The organism is Stappia sp. WLB 29 (genome assembly GCF_023507705.1).
Taxonomy (GTDB): Bacteria; Pseudomonadota; Alphaproteobacteria; order Rhizobiales; family Stappiaceae; genus Stappia.
In genome coordinates this window covers 198,566-225,228 of record NZ_JALBGD010000008.1, presented here as the reverse complement: position 1 = coordinate 225,228, position 26,663 = coordinate 198,566, and the positions used below count along the sequence as shown (strand labels likewise).

Below are 26,663 nucleotides of genomic sequence, written 5' to 3'. Positions count from 1 at the left end.
GCGGACATGCCGCCGGCTCACGCTCGAAGCGCCGATCAGGAACTTGCGGACGGCTTGCCGAGCACCACCACGTTGGTGTGGGTCGGCACCCGCTCGAACAGGTCCATGATGTCCTGGTTCCACATGCGGATGCAGCCCGACGACACGCTGCGGCCGATGCTGTTCGGCTCCTTGGTGCCGTGGATGCGGTACAGCGTGTCGACGCTGCCCTGCCACAGGTCGAGGGCGCGTGCCCCGAGCGGGTTCTGCGGGCCGCGCGGATAGCCGTCCTTCCAGTACTTCTCGAGATGCGGGTTGCGGGCGATCATTTCCCGCGGAGGGCGCCAGAGCGGCCACACCCGCTTGACGCGGACCTTGGCGTCGCCCGACCAGGCGAAGCCCGCCTTGCCGACGCCGATGCCGTAGCGCAGCGCCTTGCCGCCCGGCAGCGTCCAGTAGAGGAACTTGCCATAGGGGTCGACGACGATGGTGCCGGCCGGATGGCGGCTGTCGTAGTCGACGACCTGGCGCCAGTACTTGCGGTCGAACTTCTTGTAGGCGAGCGCAGGCACCTTGAAATCGTAATCGGTCACCGCCGCATAGGCCTTGGCGTAGTCGAAATCCTCGCCCGGCAGCGGCGGGCCCTTGGCGACCGCCGGCGTGACGGCGGCACCTGTCGTGGCGATGCCCGAGCTCTGGCAGGCGGCCAGCACCAGCGGGGCGCCGATGATGAGCGCGCGCCGGCTGAGCCGCAGCGGCTCCCCGCTCCGGTCCGCGATCCGGCCCGCAATCTGGCGAATGTCTTTGGTATCAGCGTCCATGCTGGTCGATCCAAGCTCCCGATGGTGCTTCGCCCTGGCACCGCGAAGCTCCTGCCTGAATATCCGATCAGGGGAGCTTTCGCGAGTGCAGGCGCGCAACGCATCCGAAGATTCGATAAATGTCGCGTGATCGCCCTGTCGCGACGGCAAGCCGCGCAAGGATCCGGCGCTTTTGCTTGATTTGCGCGGTGCAATAGCGGAAGGCATAGGCGGCGAAGCTCCAGCCTGATCGGGACAATGCAGAAAGACCAGACCAGCCTGCCGGCCGCATCCCAGCCGATGCGCGGCAATCTCAAGTCGGCAGTGGCGGAAACGCTTGCCCTGCGCATTCTCGACGGCACCTACCAGCCGGGCACGACGCTGCCGACGGAGGCCGAACTGCTGGGCAGCCTCGGCGTCAGCCGAACCTGCCTGCGCGAGGCGTTGCAGATCCTCGTCGGCAAGGGACTGATCACCTCGCGACCCAAGCATGGCACCAGCGTGCGGCCGGAGGTGAACTGGAACTTCCTCGACGACCAGATGCTGGCCTGGCGGCAGAAGGTGGTGCCGCAGGGCCAGTTGCTGGCCGAACTGGTCGCCATCCGCGAGATGGTGGAGCCGGAGGCCGCGGCCCTGGCCGCCCGGAACGCGGATGCGCAGACCATCGCCGCCCTGCGCGAGGCGCTGGATGCCATGGGCATCGCCGACGGCAACCGCACGCCGGCGACCCAGGACGCGGACGTGCGCTTTCACCGGCTGCTGCTGGCGGCCGGCGGCAATGCGCTGCTGTCGGGCCTCGGCGCCTGCATCGAGAACGCGCTGCGGGCCTCGATCCGCATCAGCTCCGACCCGGGTGTCAGCGACCCGATCGCACTCGGCCAGCACGCCAAGGTGCTGGATGCGGTCGAGGCGCGCGAGCCGGAGCGGGCGCGCGAGGAGATGCGCAAGCTGATGGCGATGACCCGCGCGCTGCTGACCCGGGTGAAGGCTCTGGACTGAGACCGGCTTTCCGTCCTAGGACGGTGCCGAGCCGCGCAGGCCGACGAGGCAGCGCGGCCGCAGGCTGCCGACACACGCCCGCACCGGCATTCCCGATACAACCCCGATCCGGACACACATGGCCCCTCCCCTTCTCCACCTTCGCGACATCGCCCTCACCTTCGGCGGCACGCCGCTCCTGACCTCGGCCGAGCTGCAGGTCGGCGAGGGCGAGCGCATCGGCCTCGTCGGGCGCAACGGCTCGGGCAAGTCGACGCTGCTGAAGATCGCCGCAGGGCTGGTGGAAGCCGACAGCGGCGAGCGCTTCGTGCAGCCGGGGCGGACCATCCGCTATCTGCCGCAGGAGCCGGACCTTTCCGCCTATGCGACCGTGCTCGACTATGCGAGCGGCGGACTGGCGCCGGGCGACGACCCGTACCGGGCGCAGTACCTGCTGGACGTGCTCGGCCTGACGGGCCGCGAGGAGCCGGGACGGCTGTCGGGCGGCGAGAAGCGCCGGGCGGCGCTTGCCCGCACGCTGGCGCCGGAGCCGGACATCCTGCTGCTCGACGAGCCGACCAACCATCTCGACCTGCCGGCCATCGAATGGCTGGAGAGCGAACTCGCCTCGATGCGCTCGGCCATCGTGCTGATCAGCCACGACCGGCGGTTCCTTGCGGATCTGACCCGGGCCACAGTGTGGATCGACCGGGGCGTCGCCCGGCGGCTCGACAAGGGCTTCGCCCATTTCGAGGCCTGGCGCGACGAGGTGTTCGAGCAGGAGGAACGCGACCAGCAGAAACTCGCGCAGAAGATCAAGCGCGAGGAACACTGGATGACCTACGGCGTCACCGCCCGGCGCAAGCGCAACATGCGCCGGGTGCGCGAACTCGCCGACCTGCGCGCGCAGAAGAAGGCGCATCGCGGGCCGCAGGGCAGCGTCAGGATGACGGTCGGCGAGACGGAGGTCTCCGGCAAGCGGGTGATCGAGGCGCGCAGCATCTCCAAGGACTACGGCAACGGGCCGGTGGTGAAGGACTTCTCCACCCGCATCCTGCGCGGCGACCGGGTCGGGCTCGTCGGTGCCAACGGCGCGGGCAAGACGACGCTGCTGAAGCTGCTGACCGGCGAATTGCAGCCCGACAGCGGCGAGGTGATCCTCGGCTCGTCGCTGACCATGGTGACGATGGACCAATCGCGCGAGACGCTGAAGGACGACGAGACCGTGGCCGAGGTGCTGACGGGCAGCGGCGGCGACACGGTGATGCTGCCCGACGGGCCGCGGCACGTCGTCTCCTACATGAAGGACTTCCTGTTCTCGCCCGAGCAGGCGCGCACGCCCGTCGTCGCGCTGTCGGGCGGCGAGCGCGGCCGGTTGATGCTGGCGCGGGCGCTGGCGCGCTCGTCGAACCTGCTGGTGCTCGACGAGCCGACCAACGATCTCGATCTGGAGACGCTGGACCTGTTGCAGGAGATGCTGTCCGACTATCCCGGCACGGTGCTGCTGGTCAGCCACGACCGCGACTTCCTCGACCGGGTGGCGACGTCGACGGTGTTCGCCGAGGGCGGCGGGCTGTGGCGCGAATATGCCGGCGGCTATTCCGACATGGTGGCGCAGCGCGGCGAAGGCGTCGCGGCGCGCAAGGGCGCGGGCGATACGGGCGGCGCCAAGCCCTCAGCGCCGAAGGAAAAGCCCGCCGAAGAGCGGCCGAAGAAGAAGTCGCGCCTGAGCTTCACCCAGCAGCACCAGCTGAAGACCCTGCCGAAGGAGATCGAGAAGCTGGGCAAGGAGATCGGCAAGCTGCAGGGCGAGCTGGAGGACCAGAGCCTCTATGCCCGCGACCCCAAGCGCTTCGACACGCTGATGGCCAAGCTCACCGAACTGCAGACCAGGCTCGCCGAGGCCGAGGATACCTGGCTGGAGCTGGAGATGCTGGCCGAGGAAGACGGGGCGGGCTGAACCCGCGCCCGAACCGCAGCGGCAGCCGGGATAAGATCACCGGCAGGGACGTCTGTTGCGCAGGAACGTGCCGCCTTCCGCGCCGATGACGACAAGGCCGACGGTGCTCATGTGCGTTCTCCCTTAGCGAGGATCGGGGGCAGCCCGGAGACGGCGAATTCCAGGCTCTGCGCGATGCGGCGCGCCCGCTCCATGAAATAGGGAACGGCCTCCGGATGCGGGGTCGTCTCCTTCAGGACCTGTTCGAAATGACCGAGCCAGATGGCGAAATGCCGGGGCTCGAGGGCCGTCAGCTTGACATGCGCGGGCACCGGACGGCCGCTGTAGCGGCCGGCATTCATCGCAACCGAGGCCCAGAAGTCCTTCATCCTGGCCAGATGCGGCTCCCAGTCGCCGGCGATCTCGGCCTCGAAGATCGGGCCGATCTCGGGATCGCGGCGCACGCGGGCATAGAACGTGTCGACCAGCACCGAGATATAGGCGTCGTCGATGCCGAGCCGGGCCGCGGCAGCCTGGATCTCGGCCCGGCGCTCGTCGGCGCTGCGGATGCGGATGTCGCTCATGCCGCCTCTCCCGTGAGGATGTCCTCGAGGCCGGCATTGCCGGCAACGAGGTCGTGGATGGTGTACTCGTCGAGCACGGCGAAGAAGGCCTCGCGCGCCCGGAACAGCGCGGGTTTCAGCTGGCAGGCCGGCGCGATGCGGCAGGCGCCGTTGCCGCCGGGAAAGCAGTCGACCAGCGCGGTCTGCAGCTCCAGCCGGCGAACGATCGCCCCGACCCGGATGCGATCCGCCGGCAGGGCGAGCCTGAGGCCGCCGCTGCGCCCGCGCACGGTCTCCACGAGACCTGCATGGGCCAGCGCCTGCGCGACCTTCATCAGGTGATTGCGGGAAACGCGGAACGTGTCGGCGACATCGGCGATGGTGACGAGCACGCCGTCCATGACGGCAAGGTGCATCATCATCCGCAGGGCGTAGTCGGTCTGAAGGGTCAGGCGCATGCCGATCTCCTCAAAAGAAGTATCTGATATACTTCTTTCAAGGCGAAGCATCAACGCATACCGCTCCGGCAGGGGCCGGGGCGGCTGCGACAAAGCGGCCGGGGCGTCTGGGCCCGTCTGCGCTAGAACGCGCTGTCCTTCAGCAGCACCTCGCCATCGGCGACAAGGCGCAGCGGCGCCGAGCGGCCGTCCGCGGAAACGGCAACGACCAGACGCACGCGGTCGCGCGGCAGGCGCTCGATCTCCAGCCCCTGCCCCTCCGGCACGAAGAAGGCATCGAGCCCGTAGTCGATGCGCATTGTCGCATCGGACGCGCCCGGCGTGCTGCTCACGCGGCCCTTGAGGGCGATGCTGCCGTCGGCGGGCGGCGCCGACAGCACGGCGGTAGCGCGGGAAATGCCCTCCTCGTCCGGTTCCACCACCACCCAGACGTCGCCGCCGCCGGCGATGCCGGCCGGAACGCCGATGCCGGTTTCGATCAGTTGGATCTCCGGATTGAGGATGACGTAGTCGCCGCGCAGCAAATCGCGCGGATCGATCGGGCGCAGCGCCAGCGTCACCTCCTCGCCGAACCAGTGAACCTGCAGCCGGTCCGCCAGCGGCAGGCCGACCAGCGCCAGCTGCAGCAGGCCGGCAAGGCCCCAGCGGACCCAGGGAGAGGCAAGAAGCGCCTTCATTGCCCGCCCTCCCCGGCTGCGACGGAGCGTTTTCTCAAGCGCCGTGCCGAGACGATGGCAACCGCCACCAACAGCAGGCCGGCAACGAAGAAGAAGACCGACTGTCCGAGCAGCGAGCCCACCGTCTCGTAGAGCAGGTAGAGCAGCGCGGCGGCAAGGCCGAGATTGCCCCAGACGCTCCAGGCGGACAGCGAGGCGGCCGATCCGGCCGCGCTGATGGCGACGAGGGCCGCGAGGGTGACGGCGGCCAGCACCACCGTGTTGCCCGGCAGGAAGACCAGAACGAGCGGGCAGGCAATCGCCAGCACGGCGGCAGCGGCAAGCATGTGGACGGGCCGCGAGGCCGGGCTGCGCAGCCCCTGCCAGACAAGGCCGGCGAGCACGAGGGCAGATGTCAGATGCAGCGGCCAGACATGCGGCATCTCGCTCGCGACCTCTTCCGACACCGTCTCGACGAACCCTATCACCAGGCTCAGCAGCACCGTGCCGACCATGATCATCACGCCGAAGCTCGCCGCCGAGTGAGCGAGGGCGCCAAAGTCTTCCGACCGGCCCGCCGTCGGCGTCTGCGAACCGGACAGGATATAGCCCCAGACTGCCAGCAGCGCGCCGAAGGTCGCGCCGACGGGCAGGATGGAGAACTCCATGTCGCTCGACGAGAGCAGATAGCTGACGTCGAGCCAGGCGGCGAACAGCCAGCCATAGACGCCGGCCAGCAGCAGCAGCGCCAGCCAGCGACCGGCAAAGGAGGTCATGCGCAGAACATGGGCGAGGCAGGCGACCAGAAGCGCCAGGGCGGTGACGACCTCGGCCAGCGTCGGGCGCGGCGGATCGCCGATCCACGACAGCCAGGCAAGGGAGGCGACGGCGGCGACCACCAGCGAGGACCTCGAGGCGCAGAGCCAGGCGGCGGCCAGGGCGCCGATGGCGACGAGCAGCGCTCCGCCGGCCCAGTCGGACGGCAGGTGGTAGATCTGGCCGACAAGGGCGAGACCTGAGACGAAGACGAGCGTCGCGAACATGGTGGCAAGGTCGGCGACGGTGCGAAGCCCCCGCGCTGCCATGGCGGCGGCAAAGCCGTGCGCCGCCAGCAGCAGCACCGCAATGCCCGTCAGCTTGGCCGCACGCGGGATCGCCTCCCAGTTGGCCGCGACGAAGGCGGCGACGGCGAGTGCAAGGCAGATGGTGCCGATGCCGGCGAAAAGCGCGGGAAGGCGCGACCAGCCGGGAGGCGCCTCGCCGATCTCAGCCCGGATCTGCGCCAGCCCGTCGGCGCCGATCCACCCCTTGGCGGACCAGCGGGCAAGGTCCGCCTCCAGCTGTTTCAGATAGCTTGCGCGGTTCATCAATTCACTGCCCTTCCCGTGCGGGACTCACAACGGTTCTCGTTCCGCCCAGTGAGGACGGATCGAGCCTCCCGTCAAGCCGTCACGAATCGCGCAGGATTGCGCCGAAATTCGGTCCAGGACCGGACCGGCGGTCAAAGGGCAGCGGACAGCAGCAGCCAGACGATGGCGGCGAGCGAGCCGCTGGCCGGGACGGTGACCATCCAGGCGCTGACGATGGTCAGAACATGGGCGCGGCGCACCAGCATGCGCCGGCGGATATCCGCGGGCTCGCTGACGTCGGGCTGGGCAAGGAGATCGACAGGGTTGTCTGCAAGACGCTGCCGGCGCTCCCGGTTCATCGTCCATTCGCGGTAGAAGCCGACACCGAAGATCGCGCCCACCGCGGTGTGGGTCGAGGAGATCGGCAGACCGGCGGCGCTGGCGAGCAGCACCGTTGCGGCGGTGGCAAGCAGGACGCAGAAGGCGCGGATCGGGTTGAGCCGGGTGATGCGTTCGCCGACCATGCGCACGAGGCGCGGCCCGAACAGCAGCAGGCCGAGCGAGATGCCGAGAGCGCCGACCATGAGCACGGGGAGCAGCAACCCGCCGCCGGGCGCGGCGATGCCGTCCTGGCCGAGAGCGGAGAAGATGGCGGCGACCGGACCTATCGCATTGGCGACGTCATTGGCGCCATGGGCGAAGGAGAGGATGGCGGCGGCGACGACCAGCGGCGGGCGGAACAGCTTGCGCAGCGACTGGTTGCGGTCGTCCATCCCGTGTGAGGCTCGGATCACCGCCGGTCGCGAGACGGCATAGGCGATGGCGGCAGCGGCCAGGGCAAGCGCTGCGACCGGAAGCGGACCGGCACCGCGCAGCGGCGGCAGACCGACAAGGATCAGGTAGAGGGTGAAGGTGCCGGCCATCGTCGCGAAAATGACCGGCAACCAGCGCCGCGCGGCGGCAAGACGGTCGTCTCCGGCGAGGATGCAGCGCCGGATCATCGACAGGAGGACGGCTGCGGCAACGCCGCCCAGGACCGGCGAGACCAGCCAGCCGGAGGCGATGGCGACCAGTGTGAACCCGTCCAGCGCCACCGCGCCGGCGGAAATCATCCCCGCCCCGACCACCGCACCGACCACGGCGTGCGTCGTCGACACCGGCGCGCCGATCACGGTCGCCAGGTTGATCCACAGGGCGGCGGCGACCAGGGCGGCAAGCATCGCCAGCGGAAAATCCGCCGGATGGGCGAACTGGTCGGCCGAAACGATGCCCGACGCGATGGTCGAGACCACCCCCGAGCCGGCCAGCAACGCACCGGCGCTTTCGCACAGAGCGGCGAGCACAAGGGCGCTGCCCATGGTGAGCACGCGCGCACCGACCGCCGGGCCCATGTTGTTGGCCACGTCGTTGGCGCCGATATTGAGTGCCATGTAGCCGCCGAGCACCAGCGCCGCCGTCAGCAGGAACCAGTGGGAATTTTCGGCCAGCAGCAGGCCGGCAAGGCTGCCGACGACCACGAGAAACAGGAAGCCGAAACCGAGCGCGACATAGGAGCGCGACAGATAGGTCGTCGCCTCTTCGACATAGGTGAACTTGTCGAGGTCCTTGTCGATGGTCGTGCGGTTGCGGGGGGTCTTGCCGTCGCTCATGGCGCCATGCTGCGCGCAAAACGTAACGATCCGGCGACGGCTGCCCTAAGCGAAGGCTGCAAGTCCGTCACCTGCCGATGAACAGGGAGACGGAGATCACCGCAACTCCTCCAGAAGCCGGGCATTGCCGAGAATACGGGCGAGTTCCGGCTCGTGGACGTTGCGGGCCGCGTCCTCGGGGAAGAACCAGCGCAGCTCGCGCTGGCCCTTTTCCGGCCAGTCCTGCGCCTCCTCGGCGACGGCCAGCGGAAAGACCTGCACGCGCACACGACGAGGCAGCCCGTTGTCGAGAAGCTTGCGATAGAAATAGCTGCCGAGCGGATCGCTGCCGATGCGGCCGGAAAGACCCGCCTCTTCCCAGGCCTCGACCGCGGCCGTCTCGCTGAGCGAACGGCCCTTTTGCGGCCACCCCTTGGGCAGGACCCAGCGTCCGGTGTCGCGGCTGGTGGCGAGGAGCACCAAGAGGCGCCCCCCGGCATCCCGCCGCCAGGGGAGAGCTGCGACCTGCACCGCCTCCGGCTTGCCGCCGAGCCAAAGGCGCAGGGTTTCGAGCACGCGTGAGACGCGGGTCGATGCCTTCGGTACGGTCGGGAATGCCAGGGCCATGGCACAAGCCCCCTTCGATCACTTAGCCTTTGACGGAACGCACAGAATCAAGAAGCCGTCGAACAAACGGCTATTGGTATTAAATAGGATGCATTGCTGTGCAATGCAAGGAAAAGGCGCACTCATTACGCCTTCCGCCTCATCGCCCTGCACTTCCATGCGCCGTGAAGCGCCCCGGCTCACCCCAGACTCACCCTTCCGGCGTATGCACGATCTCGCGGGTTTCGCGGAAGCGGATGTCCGGGTTCTTCTCTCCAACGTAGTTTACCTCCCAAGAGTTCTTGAAAAGGTAAACGGGCCGGTCGTCGCGGTCCTGGGCAACGCTGGACGGGTTGGCCTCCAGGAACTTGCGCAGCTTGAGTTCGTCGTCGCACTCGATCCAGCGCGCGGTGCTGAAGGGTGCGGCCTCGAAGCCGATCTCGGTCGAATACTCGTTGCGCAGGCGATCGACCACCACATCGAGCTGCAGCACGCCGACGACGCCGACGATCCAGTTGGAGCCGATCTGCGGCTTGAAGATCTGCACGAGGCCTTCCTCGGCGAGATCCATCAGGCCCTGGCGCATCTGCTTGACGCGCATCGTGTCCGACAGGCGCACGCGGCGCAGCACTTCCGGCGCGAAGGCCGGCAGGCCGGTGACGTGGATCTCCTCGCCCTCGGTCAGCGTGTCGCCGACGCGCAGCTGGCCGTGGTTGGGCACGCCGATGACATCGCCCGGATAGGCGGTCTCGGCAAGCTCGCGCTCCTCGGCGAAGAAGAAGATCGGCGCGGAGACGGCGATGGTCTTGTTGGCGCGCACATGCTTCAGCTTCATGCCGCGCCGGAAGGTGCCCGAGCACAGGCGCACGAAGGCGATGCGGTCGCGGTGCTTGGGGTCCATGTTCGCCTGCACCTTGAACACGAAACCGGTCACCTTCGGCTCTTCCGGGCGGATGATGCGGGTCGTCGCCGGCTGCGCATGGGGCGCCGGGCCGAAACGGGCGATGAACTGGATGATCTCCTCGATGCCGTAGTCGCGCAGCGCCGAGCCGAAGAAGACCGGCGTCATGTGGCCTTCCATGAAGGCCTCGCGATCGAAAGCCGGATAGGCCTCGGCCCCGAGTTCGACATTCTCCTGAAGCTCGGCAAGCATGTTCGGGAACACCCGCTCGGTGAAGGCCGGATCGTCGAGGCCGGAGACGTCAATGATGCTGTCGAAGCGGCTGCCGCGCCCTTCCGAGGAAGTGAGGAAGCGCTTCGCCTGCCAATCGTAGACGCCGAAGAAGTCCGAACCCATGCCGACCGGCCAGGTCATCGGCACCACGTCGAGGGCCAGCGCCTCCTGGATCTCGTCCAACGCCTCCAGCGGGTGGCGGCCCTCGCGGTCGATCTTGTTGACGAAGGTGACGATCGGGATGTCGCGCAGGCGGCAGACCTCGAACAGCTTGCGCGTCTGCGTCTCGATGCCCTTGGCCGCGTCGATGACCATGATCGCCGCATCGACGGCGGTCAGCGTGCGGTAGGTGTCCTCAGAGAAATCCTCGTGGCCCGGCGTGTCGAGCAGGTTGAAGGTGATGCCGTTGCGCTCGAAGGTCATGACCGAGGACGAGACCGAGATGCCGCGTTCCTGCTCGATCTTCATCCAGTCCGAGCGGGCGCGGCGGCGCTCGCCGCGCGCACGGACCTGGCCGGCCGCGCGAATGGCGCCGCCCGACAGCAGCAGCTTTTCCGTCAGCGTCGTCTTGCCGGCGTCCGGATGCGAGATGATGGCGAAGGTCCGGCGCGACAGGTGGCTTGCCGCGTCCGGCCCGCTCTCCCGGCCGCCTTCGGCCCGGGCTTCGGTGAGGCTCATGCGCTCTCCATGGAATTTCGTGGCGCGGTGCCGATTGCGGCCCGCTTTTTGTGGACAGAGGTCTAGTCGCTTGCGCCGGCAAATTCCAGTGCCGCTTGCGCATGGCCGCGTTACCGCCCATAGCTGGCGGCTCAAGCGAAGTCCTCCCCCGAAACGGCCCAATGCAGGATACCCCTCGATGACGCTTTCGCGAAAAGGCGCCCTCCCCCTTCTCGTCGCGCTCGCACTGATCGCGCTGACCGCCGTCATCCTGCTGGCCATGGGGCGGGTGCCAATCTGCACCTGCGGGGAAATCAAGCTGTGGACGTCGGACGTCACATCCTCCGACAATTCGCAGCACATCTCCGACTGGTACACCCCCTCGCACATCATCCACGGGATGCTGTTCTACGGCCTGTTCCACCTTCTGACGCCGAGGCTCTCCATGGGCTGGCGGGCGGTCGGCTCGATCTTCATCGAGGCGGCATGGGAGATTGTCGAGAACAGCCCCTGGATCATCGACCGCTACCGGGAAGGCACCATCGCCGCCGGCTATACCGGCGACAGCGTGCTTAACTCGGTCTTCGACGTGCTGTGGATGCTGGTCGGTTTCTGGCTGGCGTTGCGGCTGCCGGTCTGGGCGACGGTGCTGCTGGCCGTCGCCATGGAGCTGGTGGCGCTGGCCGTCATCCGCGACAATCTCACCCTCAACGTGCTGATGCTGGTCTGGCCGGTCGACGCGATCCGCGAGTGGCAGCAGGCGCTCTGAGCAGCCGTAGCAAACAAAGGCCAAGGAAAGGGACCCATGTCGTTCGTCACAGGCCTGGTGCTGGCCGCAATCGGCGGCGGTGCGGCCACGGCCATCGCCGTCCATGACTTCTTCGAAGGCGAGACGCTGATCGCAGATCTTTTTCGTGCGCGCAGGCTGGCGCGGCGCGACATCGCCGAGCTGGACCGAAAGGCGCAGGCGGCGGACGCACGCGGCCCGGTGGTGACGCTGACGACGATCCCGAGCCGCATCGAGCATATCGGCATGACTCTGAAGAGCCTGCTCGACCAGTCGCTGCCGCCGGCGGAAATCCGCCTCAACGTGCCGTATCACTCGCGCCGGGAAAACTGCGGCTACGAGATCCCCGAATGGCTGTCGAGGCTTGCCACCGTCACCGTCGTGCGCTGCGAGGATTTCGGCCCGGCGACGAAGCTGTTTCCCAGCCTCACCGCCCTCGATGCGGATGCCGCCATTGTGGTGGTGGACGACGACCGGATCTATCCGCCGGATTTCCTGAAGGTGCTGGCGCGCGAGGCGGAGGCGGACCGGGACGCGGCCATCGGCCTCTCCGGCTGGGTGGTGCCGGCCGACCTGACCGACCGCCCGACGACGATCCGCAGCAATCTCTACATGCAACCGCCGGCGCCGATCCGCGCCCGCCGTCTGCGCAAGCGCCGCGAGATCGACATCCTGCAAGGGTTTTCCGGCTATCTGGTGCGGCCGCGCTTCTTCCCCGACATGGAGGGGATGCTGACCCATCGCGGCGCCCCGCCGGCAGCGTTCTATGTCGACGACGTGTGGATCTCCGGCCATTGCGCGGCGCGCAAATACGTGGTGCCGGCGGCGCGTGCGGGCTTCCAGATGATCACCCGCCAGTCGTTCTACCGGGCCAACAGCCTCGGCCGGGTCAACAGCGGCGAAGGCACGCCCGAAAGCCGCAACAACACCATCGTCATCCGTCACATGGCGGATCGCTGGACGGTGGGCGGCCATCGACTGGCCGCAGGCGCCGACACGCCGCGCTGACCGCCGCGGCGATCTCGCCGGCAAGCCCGGGCGCGCCCGACAGGAAGCGCTTGGCCGCCGGATCGAGCGCGCTCAGCCGGCGGCCAATCCACGGCAGGCCGGAGACGAAGCCGACCCGCGTCCGGACATCGAAGGCGAGCACATCGTCGTGGAGGGCGATGTGGTGCGGCGAGGCCAGCGCCGCGAGACGCGCCAGCGGATGGTCGCGCTCGGCCGGCTCCTCGCGATAGCCGTCCACATCGAGACGGGTGATGCGGCGGACCTCGGCGCCCTGCCCGTAGTAAGTCAGGTTCTTCTGCATCACGCGCAACAGACCAGTCTCGTCGCGCAGGATGCTGCCCGCACCGCGGCCGAAGCCGTAATCCCCATCGGCGAAGATGCCCTCCGCATTGACCGGGTGCGGCTCGAACGTGCCGGTGAGCAGATCCTCGCTGCGATAGAGGGCGAGCGTGCGCGCGCCGTCCTGCCCCAGAGGCTTGCCGCAGGTGAGGATCCACCAGGCGCCGTCATGGCGGAAAAGCGCGCTGTCTACCGCGTCCGTCTGCTCGAAGATCCGCCGCACCCGGCGCCAGCGGTCGGGGAAGCGGTCGCAGACATAGAGATCGAGCGCCTGCAGCGAGCAGGTCTCGGGCAGCATGTAGAGCGCGCCGTCCGCCTCGAAGAGGAAGGGATAGGACGCATGCTCGCGCAGCGGCAGGACGGGCATCGTCAGGGGCACGGGCGGACCGGGCCGCAGGCCCTCGCCGAGCTCCATGGCAATGAGGCGGCCGAGCTGCTCGGGATAGCGGAATTCCTCCACGAAGAGCCAGAGCCGCCCGTCCCGCCGCCACAGGAAGGGATCGGCATAATAGCTGAGCGCCGGGCACGGCACCGACGTCGGCGCCCGGTCGCCTGCCCGCATCACATAAGTGCGGAAATTCTCCTTCGGCCAGCGATGCAGGCCGAGGATGCGGCGGCGGTAGAAGTCCTGCCAGCGCAGGTTCGCCCGGTCGCCGGCCTTGTAGAGCCGATACCAGAGGCGGGCGAGCGGGTCGCTCCAGCGCGGGCGGGCGGGATCGAGCTTGTTGCGCGAGCTCATCCAGCGCACCGGGCGGGGCGAACTGATGTCGATGTCGCCCTCGTTCAGCACCAGATGGCCGGCCGCCTCGGCCCGGAACAGCAGGATCGACAGGATCGCCTGGTCGGTGTTGTGGCTGGCCCGGTCGGCGCGGGTGAAGACCGCAGGGTCCAGCGCCAGCTCCGCCCAGTCGATGAGAATGTCGCGAGCCGTGGGCTGCCCCAGGTCGAAGCCGACGACGCCGCTGACCCGGATGCGGCGGTCGAGAAAGGCCGGCTCGACGGCAAGGCGGGCGCGCACGTCCGCCGCACAGCGCTGCGCCAGGTTCGACTGGCCGGAGAGGGTATAGACGCCGCAGCGGGCAAGCTCGGCGAGCGGCTCGGCAAGCGAGTCGTGGAAGAGCGTCGCGCTGTCGAACCAGAAGATCCGACCGCCGAACCGCTCCGCCGCATCGGCGATCACCAGCGGCTTCCAGGCGTAGGTGCCTGCCGAGGGCGCCACATGGGCGGGATAGGGCACGAGGCTGAAGGGCAGGAACTCCGCAAACGGAAACCGGGCGGCCAATTGTGCCCGCTCGCCCGGATCGAGGCCGAGATCGTAGACGGCGATGCGCGCGTCCCTGTCGAGCCCCCTCGCCTTCACGCTTGCCAGATACTGGGCCAGCGTCGGGACGAAGGCGGCATCGGCGGCGGTGACGAGGGTGAGCGACATGAGAGGGTCCCGGAGCGGTGCGGCAACGGGGATCGCGCCCCGGCATGTGCGTTCATGTCGGAGACGAGCGGCAAGCGCAAGCGCAGCCGGCGAACCGCCCGGCATCCCTTGCCGAAACGCCCATGGGATGGGCATCCCGTCCTTGCGAAACGCGCTATAGTTAACGCAGTGCAAACGGGGAATCAGCTTAAGGGAGCAGACTGGCCATGAGCGCGCAGGTCATCACCGTCGCGTCGCTGAAGGGCGGCAGTGGCAAGTCGACGCTTGCCAGCTGCCTTGCCGTGTACTGGCGGATGCGCGGCTGGCGTGTCCTGCTGGTCGATGCCGACCCGCAGCATTCGGTGCTCCGGCTGGCGGCGCGCGAGCAGGCGCTCGGCGGGCTGCCGGTGATCGCCCGCGCCGACCGGGACATGTGGAAGGCGGTGAAGGAACAGGCCGGCGACTACGGCCTGATTGTCGTCGACACGCCGGGCTTCGACAGCGAGATCACCGCAGCAGGCCTTGCGGTCGCCGACCTGGTGCTGATCCCGGTCAAGCCGTCGCCGCTGGATGTCGACCGGATGACCGATACGGTCGGCCTGCTGATGGCCGGCGTCCAGGGCTGGGCCCCGACCTTCCGCTGCGTGCTGACGCAGACCACGCGCGGCAGCGTGATCGCCCGCCACATCCGCGCCGAGCTGGAAGAGGCCGGGTTCCCGCTGCTGCGGCAGGAGCTGCAGAACCGGGTCTCCTACGCCGAAGCCGCGCTCTACGGCGCGACGCCGACGCTGACCCAACCGGACGGCGCGGCGGCGCAGGACGTGCAGGAACTGGCCGGCGAGGTCGAGGCCCTGCTGGCGACACGAAAGGTGCGCAGCGCGTGAGCCGGAAACTCCCCAGGACCTTGCAGCACACGATCCACGATATCCGCCGCGAGATGCACGCGGCGGAACAGGCAGAAGATACGCCGCAGGCGCAGCCCGCCCCTGCCGCGCCGGCAAGCGAGCCGGCCAGGAAGACGGAGGCCAAGGTGGCCCCGGCAGCCGACGTCGCTTCCCCGGAAGCGGAGACGGTGGCCGGTCCTGCCGCTGCGGCAGAGGAAACGGCGGAACAGGCGAAAACATCCCCTCCCCAAGGCCGCGCGGTTGCGACGCGTCCGCCGACGGGCAGTGCGCTGCGCCGGGCGCGGGCGCGACTGATCATCGAGCGGCATTCGACACTGGCGGGACTTGCCGGTTTCGTGCCGCTGCCCTGGGTGGATCTTGCCGCCGTCGCCGCCCTCGTCGCGCGGATGCTGCGGGAACTGTCGCGCTGCTACAGGATCCCGCTCGGCCGGGACCGCAGCGGCCGGATTGCCCTGTCGCTGCTGGCCGGCGTCGGCGCGCCGGGCATCGCCAGCTTCACCACCACCAGCCTGCTCAGGATGGCGCCGGGTCCGAACCTGGTCGGCATGACCGTGACCGCCGCCGCCGCCGTCGCACTGACGCGGGTGATCGGCGATGTGTTCGTGGAGCGGCTGGAACGCGGCGAGCCGGTCGAGGGGGCGGGCACCAAGGGCTGAAACGGACCACCCGGGGCGAAAATCGCACCGAAAGCAGGCTGCAACAGGTTGCAAGTCTTTCCTTTTTCGATTCGAAAGAGTACCGTTTCCTCGGAATTTCCCGGAAATCATTCAGTCCGCTTCCGGCGGCAGCATTTCGGATCCTCGCGCAACAGGCGCCTTCGGACAGCATCAGGAGAGTGTGGATGGCAACCAAGAGCACTGCCGAGAAGACCGCTGCGGCCAGCGACGCCGAGATCGAGGCGGACGTGGAAAACGCGATCGAGGGCGAGGCTCCGGAAGCGGCCACGCTGTCCGACGACGACATCGCCCGCCAGCTCACGGCCGAGAGCCTCACCAAGGACTATGTGCTCGCCTCTGTGGCGGCCAGCATCGTGCCGGTGGCGATCTTCGACATCGCCGCAGTGGTGGCGATCCAGCTGCGCATGATCCAGAAGCTTTCGCAGCTCTACGGCAAGCCCTTCTCCGACAAGATGGGCCGCAAGGTAATCTATGCGCTGGCTGGCGGCGTGCTCGGCTACGGGGCCGGCTATGCGGTCGCGGCGAGCGCCACAAAGCTCATCCCCGGCATCGGCTGGATGGTCGGCATGGTGTCGCTGCCGGTCGTGGCCGGCGCGTCGACTTATGCTGTCGGCCGTTCCATCGCCCGCCACTACGAGGATGGCGGCTCGCTGATGGACTTCGACGCCAGCAAGATGCGCGCCTTCTACAAGGAGCAGTTCGAAAAGGGCAAGGAACTGGCCAAGCGCGCACGCGACCGCACCAAGAGCGGCGCCGAGGCGGTGGCCGAGACCGTCGAAGAGACGGCCGCCAAGGCATCCTGACGACTTGATCGGGGCGGCTCCATCGGGACGCCGCCTTCGGCTCTGTCAAAAACACGATCGCCGCGAATGCTGGAGCCAGCGTTCGCGGCGTTTTCGTTTTCAAAGGTCTGTGTCCGAGGCGGTGCTCGCAGATCAGCCGGGCAAAACGCTCAGGCGCCGCCGGACCGACGACGCGGATCGCGCCGACGGCCGCCCAGCCCCGTCCAGCGGTCGGAGGCCAGCAGCACGATGATACCGACCACCGGGCTGAACAGGAAGGCAACAAGAAAATTGCCGACGAAGCCGAAGCGGGTGTCGCGGCCGAGCATGCCGATGATCCAGCTGGCGATGACCCAGATGAAAAGTACCCAGGGGTTGACGAAGATCGTCATGGCACGGTGTGCTCCTTGTTGGCAGCGGGATCAGGCATCAGCGCGCTGTCGTCCCCACTCCTTTCGATAATCGTGTCGGGCGACCACTCCAGAGGCTTGCGGTAGCTTGCCACCGTCTGGAACCGCGTTCCATCGTGACGCACGACGAAAACATCGGTGTCCGTGATCAGTCCCTTCGTATTGAACACAATCTTACCCGTAACGCCCTCGAACGGCACGCCATAACGCGCGACCTTGAGCGCATCGGCAATTCTGCCGGGGTCCCGGGTGCCGGTCCGCTCGGTGACTTCCTTCAGCAGCATCACCGCATCGTAACCGAGTGCGGCGCTCAAGTCCGGCATCCCGTTATATTGCTGGAGATAGGAACTGACGAAACCGGTGGAGAGGGCATTGACGCTTTCGCTGTCGAAGAGCGAGACGCCGATCACATCCTTCATCTTCTGCCGCCCGACATGGTTCTCGATGGTGTTGGAGAACATGTATTCGAGCCCCAGCACCGGCTTGTCGAGACCGAGTTCCCGCGCCCGGCGGATGAACTCGGCCGTGTCGAGGGTCAAGGCCGAGGCAACGAAGAAGGCGTCGTAATCGCCCTTGCCGAACAGGTTGTTGTCGAGAATGAACATGAGCAGTTGGTCCACGGACCGGCCATGACCGGGCAGGTAGCCACGGAACACCACGTTCCCGCCCTGCTGGGTGGCGACCGCGCTGAAGAAGTCTCCGGCCTCCTTGCCGTAGTCGCTCTTGTCGGTGAGCACGAGGAAACGCTTGAGGCCGGTCGCCAGCGCATACCGCGCGATCATCTCGGTGTTGTCGCTATTGTCCGGCTGCAGCGCGAACAGCAGGGAAAATCCGTGGTTGGTCAGCGACGAGGCGGTCGCATGCGTGGCGAGATACAGGATGTCGTTCTGATTGTAGATCGCGCTCGCGGTGATCGCCGTGTCGGACCATTCGTGGCCGATCACGCCGAACAACCCGTTCTGGCGGGCCACCTCGCCGGCAAGACGCATGGTCCGGGCGACCGTCCTTTCGAAGCCGCCCTCGCCGAAGGACACTTCCTCGCGGTAGAGCAGCAGTTCCAGGTCCTGTCCAAGGATGCCGCCTTCGGCGTTCACCCGCGCTGCGGCGAGCCGCGCGCCGTTGGTGAAGCTGTTGACCTCGTCCCCGTCGGCATAGACCAGACCGATCTTGACGGCGCTCGATGTCTTGCCGCGCATGATGTCCACATAGGCCATCACACGCTCGCCCACCGAAATACCGCTCGAGGCGACGATGACGGCGAAAAGCGCCAGCCAGATCAGGGCGATACCGGCAACCACCCGGAGCCAGGCAGCCTTGCCTGCAGGCCGGATGGTCTTGGCGAAAGGCTTCCTGGCCATCCGCCTACCTGTCGCCGCCGAGAATGAGCGGCAAGCCGTCCTTGCCCGAGCCGATCACGACCGTCTTGGCATTGGGCGAGGATGCCAACTCCTTTGTCGCCTGCACGCCTTGCCAGCGCAGCAGGTCTTCCGTCAGGCTCTGCTTGATGACGTCCTGGTAGCGGCGGATACCCTCCGCCTCGATGGCCTTGCGCTCGGCTTCCTGCTTCTCAATGCCGATGCGGTATGCGTAAGCCTTCTCTTCCTCCAGAAGAGTGAGCTTGCGTTCGACCGCCAGGCGCACGGCCGGCGGCAGCTCGACATTGCGCACCAGCACATCGTCGATGATGACGTAGCGATCCTCGACATTGGTCAGGCTGTTGACGACGATCGATTCAAGGAAGCCGCGGCGGCTGGTATAGACCTCTTCCGGCGCATACTGGCCGACGGCCCGGCGCAGCACCGCCTCGGTCTCGGGAAACACGATCTTGTCCAGGTATTCGGGCCCGACCGTGACGTGGAGCAGCGGCAGCAGGCGCAAGTCCGGCTTGTAGCGCACGGCGATTTCCAGATCGACGGGAAGACCGCCCTGGGTCAGCAGGCTGTATTGGCGCTGCTCGGTCTGCAAGCGGACGTTGTAGACATACATCCGATTCCAGGGCCACATGATGTGGAGCCCCTCGCCATAGATGTTGCTCATGTCCGTGCCGGAAACCCAGCGGTAGAGCACGCCGGCCTCGCCCGAATGAATGGTGACGACCACCCTGTTCCAGAGCGTTACCAGTCCGACGCCGAACAAAAGCAAAACCAGCAAAGTATAGATCTGGACTCGACGCTGGCGTTCGCTGCGAAGAAATTCTTCATAATCTTCGAACTCATCGTCCAGTGCCATTCGGCCGACTCGCCAGTTTTTACAGTGAACAGGGCGGCAGTATAGGGCGAGCCCCGCCGCGGTTCCAGCCCGCTATAAGCCCGTCTCTTGCCGTCAATTGCAAGGCCGTGCGCACCTTCGCCCACATACAAGTTGCCCCCGCACTCATGCCCGTTCCTTCAGATCCATCAGGGCCTGCGACAGGTGCCCGGCCCAGCCCCGAAGATGCGGCGGTTGCAGGAAGCTGTGATGGTCGCCTGCGGCCTCGTGCAGGGCAAAGCCGCCATGGGCAAGCGCCTGCCAGTCCGCCGCGCCGAACCGCTCCAGCCCCTGCCGTGTCCTGACCAGGGTCAGCGGCACGGCGCAAGGGCCGGGCTCGTAGTCGGCAAGTGACGCCTGGTTGGCGGCGAAGACGGCGAAGAGGCGGCGCAAGTCCGCAGCGCCCATGCCGGGATGGCGGCGGGCGAAGGCGGGCATTGCCAGCACTTGATCGGCAAGGTCGGCGCCTGCGGCAAGTTCCACCGTTACCCCGCCCAGCAGCTCGCGAACGAAGGCCGCCCGATTGGCCTGCTCCGCGATTTCGCCGGGCGCGGTGGCATCTCCGGCAAGCGAGGGCTCGACGCGCGCGAGTTCCTGCGGCGTATAGCTGTCGAGCAGCGCCAGGAAATCGACGCGCTCACCGGCGGCCTCCAGCTGGCGCGCCATCTCGAAGGCGAGGACCCCGCCCATCGACCAGCCGGCAAGGCGGTACGGCCCGCTCGCGTGCTGGCCGCGCAGCTGTTCGATATAGCGCGAGGCCAACGCGGACAGGCTGGTGACCTCTGGGCTTTCCCCGGCAACGAGGCCGGAGGCGCGAATGCCATAGACGGACCAGTGTTCGGGCAGCTCGGCAGCAAGGCCGTCGTAGCACGCAACCGTACCGCCGACCGGATGCACCAGGAAGAGCGCCCGGGCATCGGCGTGCCGCGCGATGCGCAGGGGCACGACGAGCGAAGGCGTGCCCATATCGGCCTTGTGAGGCAGGTCGCCTTCCGGCACGCGACGGCGCAGAAGCCTTGCCTGTTCGCCGAGCGTTGCGGCCGCGCCGAGATCGGCGACCGACAGGGTGACGCCGAAGGCCCGCTCGATCCCGCCGAGGAGGCGCACGGCGGCAAGACTGTCGCCGCCGCTGTCGGAAAACCTGTCGCCGCGCCGCAACTGAGCCGCCTCCCGGCCCAACGCCTTTGCCCATACGTCCAGCAGGAGAGCTTCCACCTCGTCCAACGGTCCGGCCTCGGCGGCGTCCCAGGCTACGGCCGGCCGCGCGGCCAGCCTGCGCAGCGCCCGTCGGTCGATCTTTCCGCCAGGCGCGACGGGAAGCGCATCGATGCGGTGGATCATGGAGGGAAGCATGTGCAGCGGCAGGCGGGCGGAGAGCCGGTCCCGCAGGGCGGCGGCGTCGAAACCGGCTTCAGGCACTGCCACGAAGGCCGCGAGGTAGGCCCTGCCCTCGCCGTCCGCCTCCGCCAGCACCGCGACCTCGCCCAGTCCCTCCGCGGCAAGGGCGGCCTCGACCTCGCCCGGCTCGACGCGGAAACCGCGAATCTTCACCTGGTCGTCGATGCGGCCATGAAAGGCGACGGTGCCGCCGCTGTTCGGCAGGAAGGCCGCAAGGTCGCCGGTATGGTAGAGGCGCACGGGCGGCTCGCCGGGATCGACGGTGCGCAGGACGAAGCGCTCGCGCGTGAGGTCGTCGCGGCCATGATAGCCGATGGCAAGGCGGGCGCCGCCGATATGCAACTCGCCGACGACGCCATCGGGCACCGGATTGCCGTGAGGATCGAGAATATAGATCCGGGTGCCGGCCAGCGGGCGGCCGATGGGCACGGGAGCGCCGCGGTCGTCCGGTGTCACATCATGTAAGAGGGCAGTGATCGTCGCCTCGGTCGGGCCATAGGCGTTGAGCAGGCGCGCCCGCTTGAGGCCGCTGTCGGCCCACAAGGCGACGACATCCGGCCCCAGCGCCTCGCCGCCGCAGATCAGCAGGCGCAGGGAGAGCCCGGACAGGTCGGAGCCGCCGGCCTTCCAGGCCTGCAACAGCTCGCGCAAATAGACCGGCGGCAGATCTGCGACGGTGATGCGCTCGCGCTCGAGCAGTCTCAAGAAGTCCGAGGGCGCACGGACCGCCGTGCCGCCGATGACGAGGCGGGCACCGCTCGCCAAGGCCGGCAGGATCTGCTCCAGCGCAGTATCCACCCCAGGCGAGGCGAATTGCAGCACGGCATCGCCCTCGCCAAGACCGTAGTGATCGACGACCGCCCGGCAATGACCGGCAAGCGCGCCGTGCGACACGACGACGCCCTTGGGCGTGCCCGTCGAGCCGGACGTGTAGATGATATAGGCGGGATCTTCCGGCCGCAGGACGACGGGACGGCGGCGGGCCAGTTGCGGGCGCAGGTCCCAGCCGTCGCGGTCGAGCCGGACGACGCGCACGCCGGCCGCAGCCAGTTTGCGCGCACGGGCGGCCAGCCCCTTGGGCGCCAGAACGAGCGTTGCTCCGGCATCGCGCAGGATCAGCGACAGGCGCTCGTCGGGATGCTCGGGATCGAGCGGCACCCAGACCGCACCAGAGGCGAGCACGGACAGCAGGCCGGCGATGCCGCCAGCCTCGCGCCCGGCGAGCACGGCGACGCGATCTCCCTGCCGGATGCCGCAAGACGAAAGCGTGAGGCACAGGCGCTCGACCTGCCGCAGCAGCTGGCGGGCGGTGAGCGTTTCGCCCTGGCCGCCGAGAACCTCGGCGGAAGGAGCCTGGCGCAGACGCGCCTCGATCCACTCGTGAACCAGTCCGGCCGCGGGCGCGGCCTCCGTCGTCGCGCTCCAGCTGTGGAGCGCCCGCTCGCGCTCGGCGCGGGTGAGCATGGCGAGCTCGCCGAGCGGCGTCTCGAGGTCGTCGAGCATCGCGCTGGCAAGCACCTGATAGTGCGCCAGCATGCGCTCGATCCGGGCGGCGGAGAACCGCTCGCCGTCGAAGGTCGCGACCAGCAGGAGGCCTCCGCCCTCCTCGTAGACCTCGAGGCCGAAGGGCGCGTCGCCCGGCTGGCGGATCTGCGGCAGATGCTCCACCCGGCCGAGCTCCGGGGTCAGGTCGATGCCGGTGCCTTGCGGGAAGTTCTGGTAGGCATAGCCGACCTGCCAGGGCGCCTGCCCGTCCGCCGCACCGCCGAGACCTTGCGCGACAGCCGCGAAGGGCACATCGGCGCGGGCCATCCCCTCGCCCAGCGCGCGCTGCGCGGTGTCGAGCAGCGCGGCGGCAGGGAGCTCGCCGTCGACGGCGATGCGCAGCGCCATCATGTTCGCGCAATAGCCGACGGTTTCCTCGAACCGCCGCTGCGGCCGCCGCAAGGTCGGCACGCCGACGATCAGGTCCTCCTGGCCGGTATGCCGATAGAGAAGCCCTGTAAGAACCGCGAGATGGAAGGCGGCCGGGCTGGTGCCGCGCTCCTGCAGGACGTCCCGCATTCGGGCGACCAGCGCCCTGGGCAGGCGGTGTTCCACCGCGCCGTGGCGACGGCCGGTCTCGGCCGCCAGAGCGTCCCGGTCGACCGGCAGGTCGAAACCCGGAAGCTCGCCGGACAACGTCTCGCGCCAGTAGCGCAGCTGGTCCTCGCCGCGTGGTGAGGCGAGCATGTCCCGTTCCCAGGCGATGAAGTCGGCATAGTCGGCACGGTTGGCGGCCCGAGCTGAGGCAGGCGCGCCGCCGGAGGCAAAGGCAGAATAGGCCTGCCAGAGCAGGCGGGCCGCGACGGCGGCGGAGGCGCCATCAATGGCGATGTGATGGAAGGTCACGAGGAGAAGGCTTTCGCCGGGGCCAAGCGTTCCGCCCTGCAGCAACTCGAAGCGTACCGGCGCGTCCTTGGCAAGATCGAAAGGCCGCGCCAGCCGGCGGCGGGCGAACTCGGCCGGCTCGATCTCTTTGGGGATGGAGAGGATCTCAAGGCGCGGTGCGGCGCCGGCCTCCAGCCTTTCGCCCTGCCCTGCAACGCGCGCGGTCAGCACGGGAAAGTTCTCGCACAGCCAGTCGCAGGCGCGGGACAGGCTCGGCTCGTCGATGCCGCTGACGCGAAAGGCCAGCGGCACGTTGTAGTCCGTCCGATCAGGATAGAGCGTCTGGAGGACCCAGAGCCCTTTCTGCCCCTCGCCGAGCGGAACCCGCCAAGGCCCGATCATCGCGGCCGGCACCGCCGCCGGCAGCGCATTCAGCGTGTTTGACGCAATGCGGGTGGCGAGCTCTGCGAGCGTCGGATGCCGATCGAGATCGTCATGGGTGAGCGCGCACCCGTGCGCCTCCTCGACCGCATAGACCAGCCGCATCCAGCCCATGGACTCGACGCCGAGATCGCGAAGCGGCCGATCCGCCGGAACCTGCGACGGCGACACGCCGCGAAGGGCGGCAACCGCCTGCCGGAGCGTCTCCAGAGGCGCGGCGTCGCTCGCGGTGCTGCGTGTTTCGGGCTCGGGAGACGATGTTTCAGGCAGCCTGCCGATCCAGTGCCGCTCGCGGGCAAACGGGTAGCCGGGTAGGACGAGAAGGTCGCGCCGGTCGCCCTCCTCTTCCCGTCGCGGCAGGGGCGCTTCCGACGGGTCGGACGCGGCGGCCTCCAGTCCGGCAACAAGCTCGTTCACCGAGGCGGCGGTCAGCTCGACGCCACAGGCCATCGTCTCGCGACCGAAGCGCAGCGTGCGCGACAGGCGGGCCAGCGAAAGGCTTGGGGTGCTTCGCGCGAAGTCGGCCAGTTGCCGAAGCATCGCTGCGAGCTGGTCCGGCGTGCGGGCCGAGACGGGGAAGCGGAAGGGACCGGCGGGCTCGTCGGTGCTGGCGGCGGCGGCCGCCCGTGGCGCCTCCTCCAGCACCAGGTGAACATTGGACCCGCCCGCGCCGAAGGAACTGACGCTCGCGCGCAAGGGCTGCGCCTCGCCATCGACGATGCGCGGACGCCAGGGCTCGGCCCGCAGCTGCGGCACGAACGGCATTCCGGCGAAGGGAGAGCCGGCGGCCTCAAGGGCCGGCAGGCCGGGCGAGGGCACGAGACGGCGATGCTGGAACTGCAGCAGGACCCGGGTGAGCTGGGCCATGCCGGAGGCGGCCTCCGCATGACCGAGATTGGCCTTCACCGAACCGAGCGGAATGCCTTGCCCCCCCGCGAAGACCCGGCCCAGCGCTCTCAGCTCGATGGCATCGCCGATGGACGAGCCGTTGGCGGCGGCCTCGACATAGCCGATGGAACGCGGATCGATGCCGGCCGCATCGAGGTTTTCCGCAAGCAGTCGGGCCTGCGCATCGACATTGGGCACCGCATAGCCGGCGGAATGGCCGGCATGGTTGGCCATGCTGGCGCGGATCACGGCGAGCACGGTGTCGCCATCGGCCAGCGCATCGGCCAACGGCTTCAGCAGCACCGCGCCGACGCCCTCGGAAGGAAGATAGCCGTCGCCGCCGGCAAAGCTGCGGCTGGCGGCATGGCTGCCGACAAGGCCTGCCTGGCTGAGCCCAACATATTTTTCCGGCAGCAGCGACAGGTTGACGCCGCCGGCGATCGCCAGCCGGCACTCGCCCGCCTTCAGGCTCTGGCAGGCCTGATGCACGGCCTGAAGGCCGGAAGAACACATGCTGTCGACGGCAACGCTCGGCCCCTGCAGGTCGAAAAAGAACGAGGTGCGGTTGGAAATCGCCGAATAGGACGAGAGCAGCAGCAGCGCCCGGCTTTCCGCATCCATCTCCAGCGCCTTGTAGTGCTGGTACATGGCGCCGACGAAGACGCCGACGCGGTTGCCGTAGCGCTTGCCCAGCCGGGCGCGCGTATGGCCGGCGCGCTCCAGCAGGTGCCAGGTCGTCTCCAGGAACAGCCGCTCCTGCGGATCGGCGAGCGCGGCTTCGCGCGGGCTGTAGCCGAAGAAGCCGGCATCGAAACGGTCGACATCGTCGATGAAACCGCCCCAGCGGCAGTGGCTGGCAAGCGGCTGGCCCTTGCGCGGCGACCAGGTCGCCTCGACATCCCAGCGTTCGGCGGGCACCTCGCGGACACAGTCGCGCCCCTCTTCCAAGGCCTGCCAGAACTCTTCCACCGTTCGCGCACCGGGGAAGCGTCCGGCAACGGCGATCACGGCGATGCCGTCGGAAGCGATGGCGGGGGCTGCGGGGGGAGGCGCGGGAGCCGGCGCCTCCTGGACGGTCGCGGCCAGTTTACCCTGCCCCATCTCCTCAAGAGCCGCCGCCAGCCGGGCGATGGTCGGATGCTCGAAGAGAAGCGTCGGCGGCAGCTGGCCGAAGCGGGTTTCGAGCGCTGCCACGATGTCCAGCGCCGAAACGGAATCGACACCGAAGCGGTCGATGGTCTCGTCCGCCCCCAACCGCTCGGCCGGGATCTTCAGGACTTGCGAGAAACACGCCCGCACTGCGTCGAGAACCGCTTCGCTCACGGAGGGAGCTGCATCAAGGGTGACGGTTTCCGCCGCTGCCGCTCGAACGGGAACCGCCGCCGAGCGGGCGGGCGGCGCTGGGGCGACCGTCCCCTCGTCAGGCGGCTGGACGAGCGCGCGCAGACGGCTCTTGTCGCCCGAGAGCACGAGAAGCTGGTCGTCGCCCTTGCGCGGCAAGGCGAAGGCAAGCGTTGCCAGTGCCGCATCGGTTGCAAGCGGTATGGCGCCCGCCTGCCGCTCCATCGCGGAGACCACCGCACCAGGAAGACGCATGCCGCCGTCCTGCCAGTAGGGCCAGTCGATTGAGAGCGTATGGCCGCAGCATTCGCCTTTCCCGACCCGACGGTTTCGTTCCTGCGCGAAGGCATCGAGAAACGCGTTGGCCGCGGCATAGTCGGCCTGACCCGGATTGCCAAGGGCACCGGACGCGGAGGCGAAGAGCAGCAGAAAATCGAGCGACTCGCTTCCAAGCGCCGCATCGAGCGCCAGGGTGCCGGCGACCTTGGGGGCGAGAACCGCGCGCAGATCGGCCTCGGACTTGTTGGCGATCAGGCTGTCGCGGGTGAGGCCGGCCGCATGGACGACGCCGTCGAGACGGCCGTGCGCCGCGCGGATTTCCGCAACGAGCGCCCGCAACGCCGCGCGGTCGGTGACATCCGCCCGACGATAGACGGCGCGCGGCCCGAGGCGAGCAAGGGGCTCGTCGAGCGCCGCCGAGCGCGCGGACCTGCCGATGAGCCAGACAGTCGCACCCGGCGCCTTGTCAGCGATGTCGGCGGCGACGTGCAGGCCGACGCCGCCGGCCCCGCCGGTAACGAGATAGACGCCCTTCGGCTTCCACGGCACGGCCAGCGCTTGGACGTCGGCCTCGATCTCCCGCCACACACGCACCA

At 68.4% G+C, this 26,663-nt stretch carries 20 protein-coding genes (1 of these 20 cut by a window edge); 7 read left to right on the top strand and 13 right to left on the bottom strand.

Annotated elements, in window-relative coordinates; genetic code table 11:
• Positions 1-35: 35 nt before the first annotated feature.
• Positions 36-800 carry a L,D-transpeptidase gene (locus MNI96_RS16085; RefSeq protein WP_249694798.1) on the bottom strand — a complete coding sequence of 255 codons (765 nt, stop codon included), beginning with the start codon at positions 798-800 and terminating at the stop codon, positions 36-38.
• Between the two features lie 237 nt (positions 801-1,037).
• Here MNI96_RS16085 and MNI96_RS16080 point away from each other — a divergent pair, with 237 nt between their 5' ends.
• Positions 1,038-1,778 carry a FadR/GntR family transcriptional regulator gene (locus tag MNI96_RS16080; RefSeq protein ID WP_249694796.1) on the top strand — a complete coding sequence of 247 codons (741 nt, stop codon included), beginning with the start codon at positions 1,038-1,040 and terminating at the stop codon, positions 1,776-1,778.
• A gap of 118 nt (positions 1,779-1,896) precedes the next feature.
• Positions 1,897-3,717: an ABC-F family ATP-binding cassette domain-containing protein gene (locus tag MNI96_RS16075; protein ID WP_249694793.1), complete on the top strand. Its 1,821-nt coding sequence runs from the start codon at positions 1,897-1,899 to the stop codon at positions 3,715-3,717.
• Positions 3,718-3,824: 107 nt separating this feature from the next.
• Here the strand turns inward: MNI96_RS16075 and MNI96_RS16070 are convergent, their stop codons facing one another.
• The 7 genes from MNI96_RS16070 to MNI96_RS16040 all read right to left on the bottom strand — a co-directional run bounded on the left by MNI96_RS16070 (position 3,825) and on the right by MNI96_RS16040 (position 10,808).
• The gene (locus tag MNI96_RS16070; protein WP_249694792.1) at positions 3,825-4,280 is read right to left on the bottom strand and encodes a group III truncated hemoglobin; all 456 of its coding nucleotides are present in this window, start codon (positions 4,278-4,280) and stop codon (positions 3,825-3,827) included.
• Positions 4,277-4,717: an Rrf2 family transcriptional regulator gene (locus tag MNI96_RS16065; RefSeq protein ID WP_249694790.1), complete on the bottom strand. Its 441-nt coding sequence runs from the start codon at positions 4,715-4,717 to the stop codon at positions 4,277-4,279. Before MNI96_RS16065 ends, MNI96_RS16070 begins: the two co-directional genes overlap by 4 nt.
• A 122-nt stretch (positions 4,718-4,839) precedes the next feature.
• Complete coding sequence (locus tag MNI96_RS16060; RefSeq protein WP_249694789.1) at positions 4,840-5,394, bottom strand: GDYXXLXY domain-containing protein; 555 nt, start codon at positions 5,392-5,394, stop codon at positions 4,840-4,842.
• Entirely contained in the window at positions 5,391-6,740 is a 1,350-nt protein-coding gene (locus tag MNI96_RS16055) for a DUF2157 domain-containing protein (protein WP_249694788.1), read from the bottom strand. The genes MNI96_RS16060 and MNI96_RS16055 overlap by 4 nt, the downstream gene beginning before the upstream one ends.
• 134 nt (positions 6,741-6,874) lie before the next feature.
• Positions 6,875-8,371, bottom strand: a complete 1,497-nt coding sequence (locus tag MNI96_RS16050) for an inorganic phosphate transporter (RefSeq protein WP_249694787.1) — start codon at positions 8,369-8,371, stop codon at positions 6,875-6,877.
• A 96-nt stretch (positions 8,372-8,467) separates the two neighbouring features.
• Positions 8,468-8,977 carry an NUDIX hydrolase gene (locus MNI96_RS16045; protein WP_249694786.1) on the bottom strand — a complete coding sequence of 170 codons (510 nt, stop codon included), beginning with the start codon at positions 8,975-8,977 and terminating at the stop codon, positions 8,468-8,470.
• A gap of 190 nt (positions 8,978-9,167) precedes the next feature.
• Positions 9,168-10,808, bottom strand: coding sequence for a peptide chain release factor 3 (locus tag MNI96_RS16040; RefSeq protein WP_249694785.1), 1,641 nt, complete (start codon positions 10,806-10,808; stop codon positions 9,168-9,170).
• Positions 10,809-10,986: 178 nt separating this feature from the next.
• On the opposite strand from MNI96_RS16040, the gene MNI96_RS16035 reads away from it, so the two are divergent.
• Complete coding sequence (locus MNI96_RS16035) at positions 10,987-11,556, top strand: DUF2585 domain-containing protein (protein WP_249694784.1); 570 nt, start codon at positions 10,987-10,989, stop codon at positions 11,554-11,556.
• A 36-nt stretch (positions 11,557-11,592) separates the two neighbouring features.
• Positions 11,593-12,582, top strand: a complete 990-nt coding sequence (locus MNI96_RS16030) for a hypothetical protein (protein WP_249694783.1) — start codon at positions 11,593-11,595, stop codon at positions 12,580-12,582.
• Here MNI96_RS16030 and MNI96_RS16025 read toward each other — a convergent pair.
• Positions 12,509-14,350 carry a glucosamine inositolphosphorylceramide transferase family protein gene (locus tag MNI96_RS16025; RefSeq protein WP_249694781.1) on the bottom strand — a complete coding sequence of 614 codons (1,842 nt, stop codon included), beginning with the start codon at positions 14,348-14,350 and terminating at the stop codon, positions 12,509-12,511. The genes MNI96_RS16030 and MNI96_RS16025 overlap by 74 nt on opposite strands.
• Positions 14,351-14,556: 206 nt before the next feature.
• Between MNI96_RS16025 and MNI96_RS16020 the strand changes: the two genes are divergently transcribed.
• From MNI96_RS16020 to MNI96_RS16010, 3 genes are all read left to right on the top strand, one after another.
• The gene (locus MNI96_RS16020) at positions 14,557-15,213 is read left to right on the top strand and encodes an AAA family ATPase (protein WP_249694780.1); all 657 of its coding nucleotides are present in this window, start codon (positions 14,557-14,559) and stop codon (positions 15,211-15,213) included.
• Complete coding sequence (locus MNI96_RS16015) at positions 15,210-15,890, top strand: DUF697 domain-containing protein (RefSeq protein WP_249694778.1); 681 nt, start codon at positions 15,210-15,212, stop codon at positions 15,888-15,890. Before MNI96_RS16020 ends, MNI96_RS16015 begins: the two co-directional genes overlap by 4 nt.
• Positions 15,891-16,075: 185 nt before the next feature.
• On the top strand, positions 16,076-16,714 hold the full coding sequence (locus tag MNI96_RS16010) for a YcjF family protein (protein ID WP_249694775.1): 639 nt from the start codon (positions 16,076-16,078) through the stop codon (positions 16,712-16,714).
• 149 nt (positions 16,715-16,863) lie between these two features.
• Here MNI96_RS16010 and MNI96_RS16005 read toward each other — a convergent pair whose 3' ends face one another.
• The 4 genes from MNI96_RS16005 to MNI96_RS15990 form a co-directional block, all read right to left on the bottom strand.
• The gene (locus MNI96_RS16005) at positions 16,864-17,085 is read right to left on the bottom strand and encodes a hypothetical protein (RefSeq protein WP_249694772.1); all 222 of its coding nucleotides are present in this window, start codon (positions 17,083-17,085) and stop codon (positions 16,864-16,866) included.
• Complete coding sequence (locus tag MNI96_RS16000; protein WP_249694770.1) at positions 17,082-18,461, bottom strand: ABC transporter substrate-binding protein; 1,380 nt, start codon at positions 18,459-18,461, stop codon at positions 17,082-17,084. The genes MNI96_RS16005 and MNI96_RS16000 overlap by 4 nt, the downstream gene beginning before the upstream one ends.
• Positions 18,462-18,465: 4 nt before the next feature.
• Positions 18,466-19,332 carry a prohibitin family protein gene (locus MNI96_RS15995; protein WP_249694768.1) on the bottom strand — a complete coding sequence of 289 codons (867 nt, stop codon included), beginning with the start codon at positions 19,330-19,332 and terminating at the stop codon, positions 18,466-18,468.
• A gap of 144 nt (positions 19,333-19,476) precedes the next feature.
• A protein-coding gene (locus MNI96_RS15990) for a non-ribosomal peptide synthetase (RefSeq protein WP_249694766.1) crosses the window boundary here: on the bottom strand, positions 19,477-26,663 show its final stretch. Its footprint extends 13,138 nt past the window's final position; only the last 7,187 of its 20,325 coding nucleotides appear in the window; its start codon lies off the right edge, out of view; it ends in the stop codon at positions 19,477-19,479.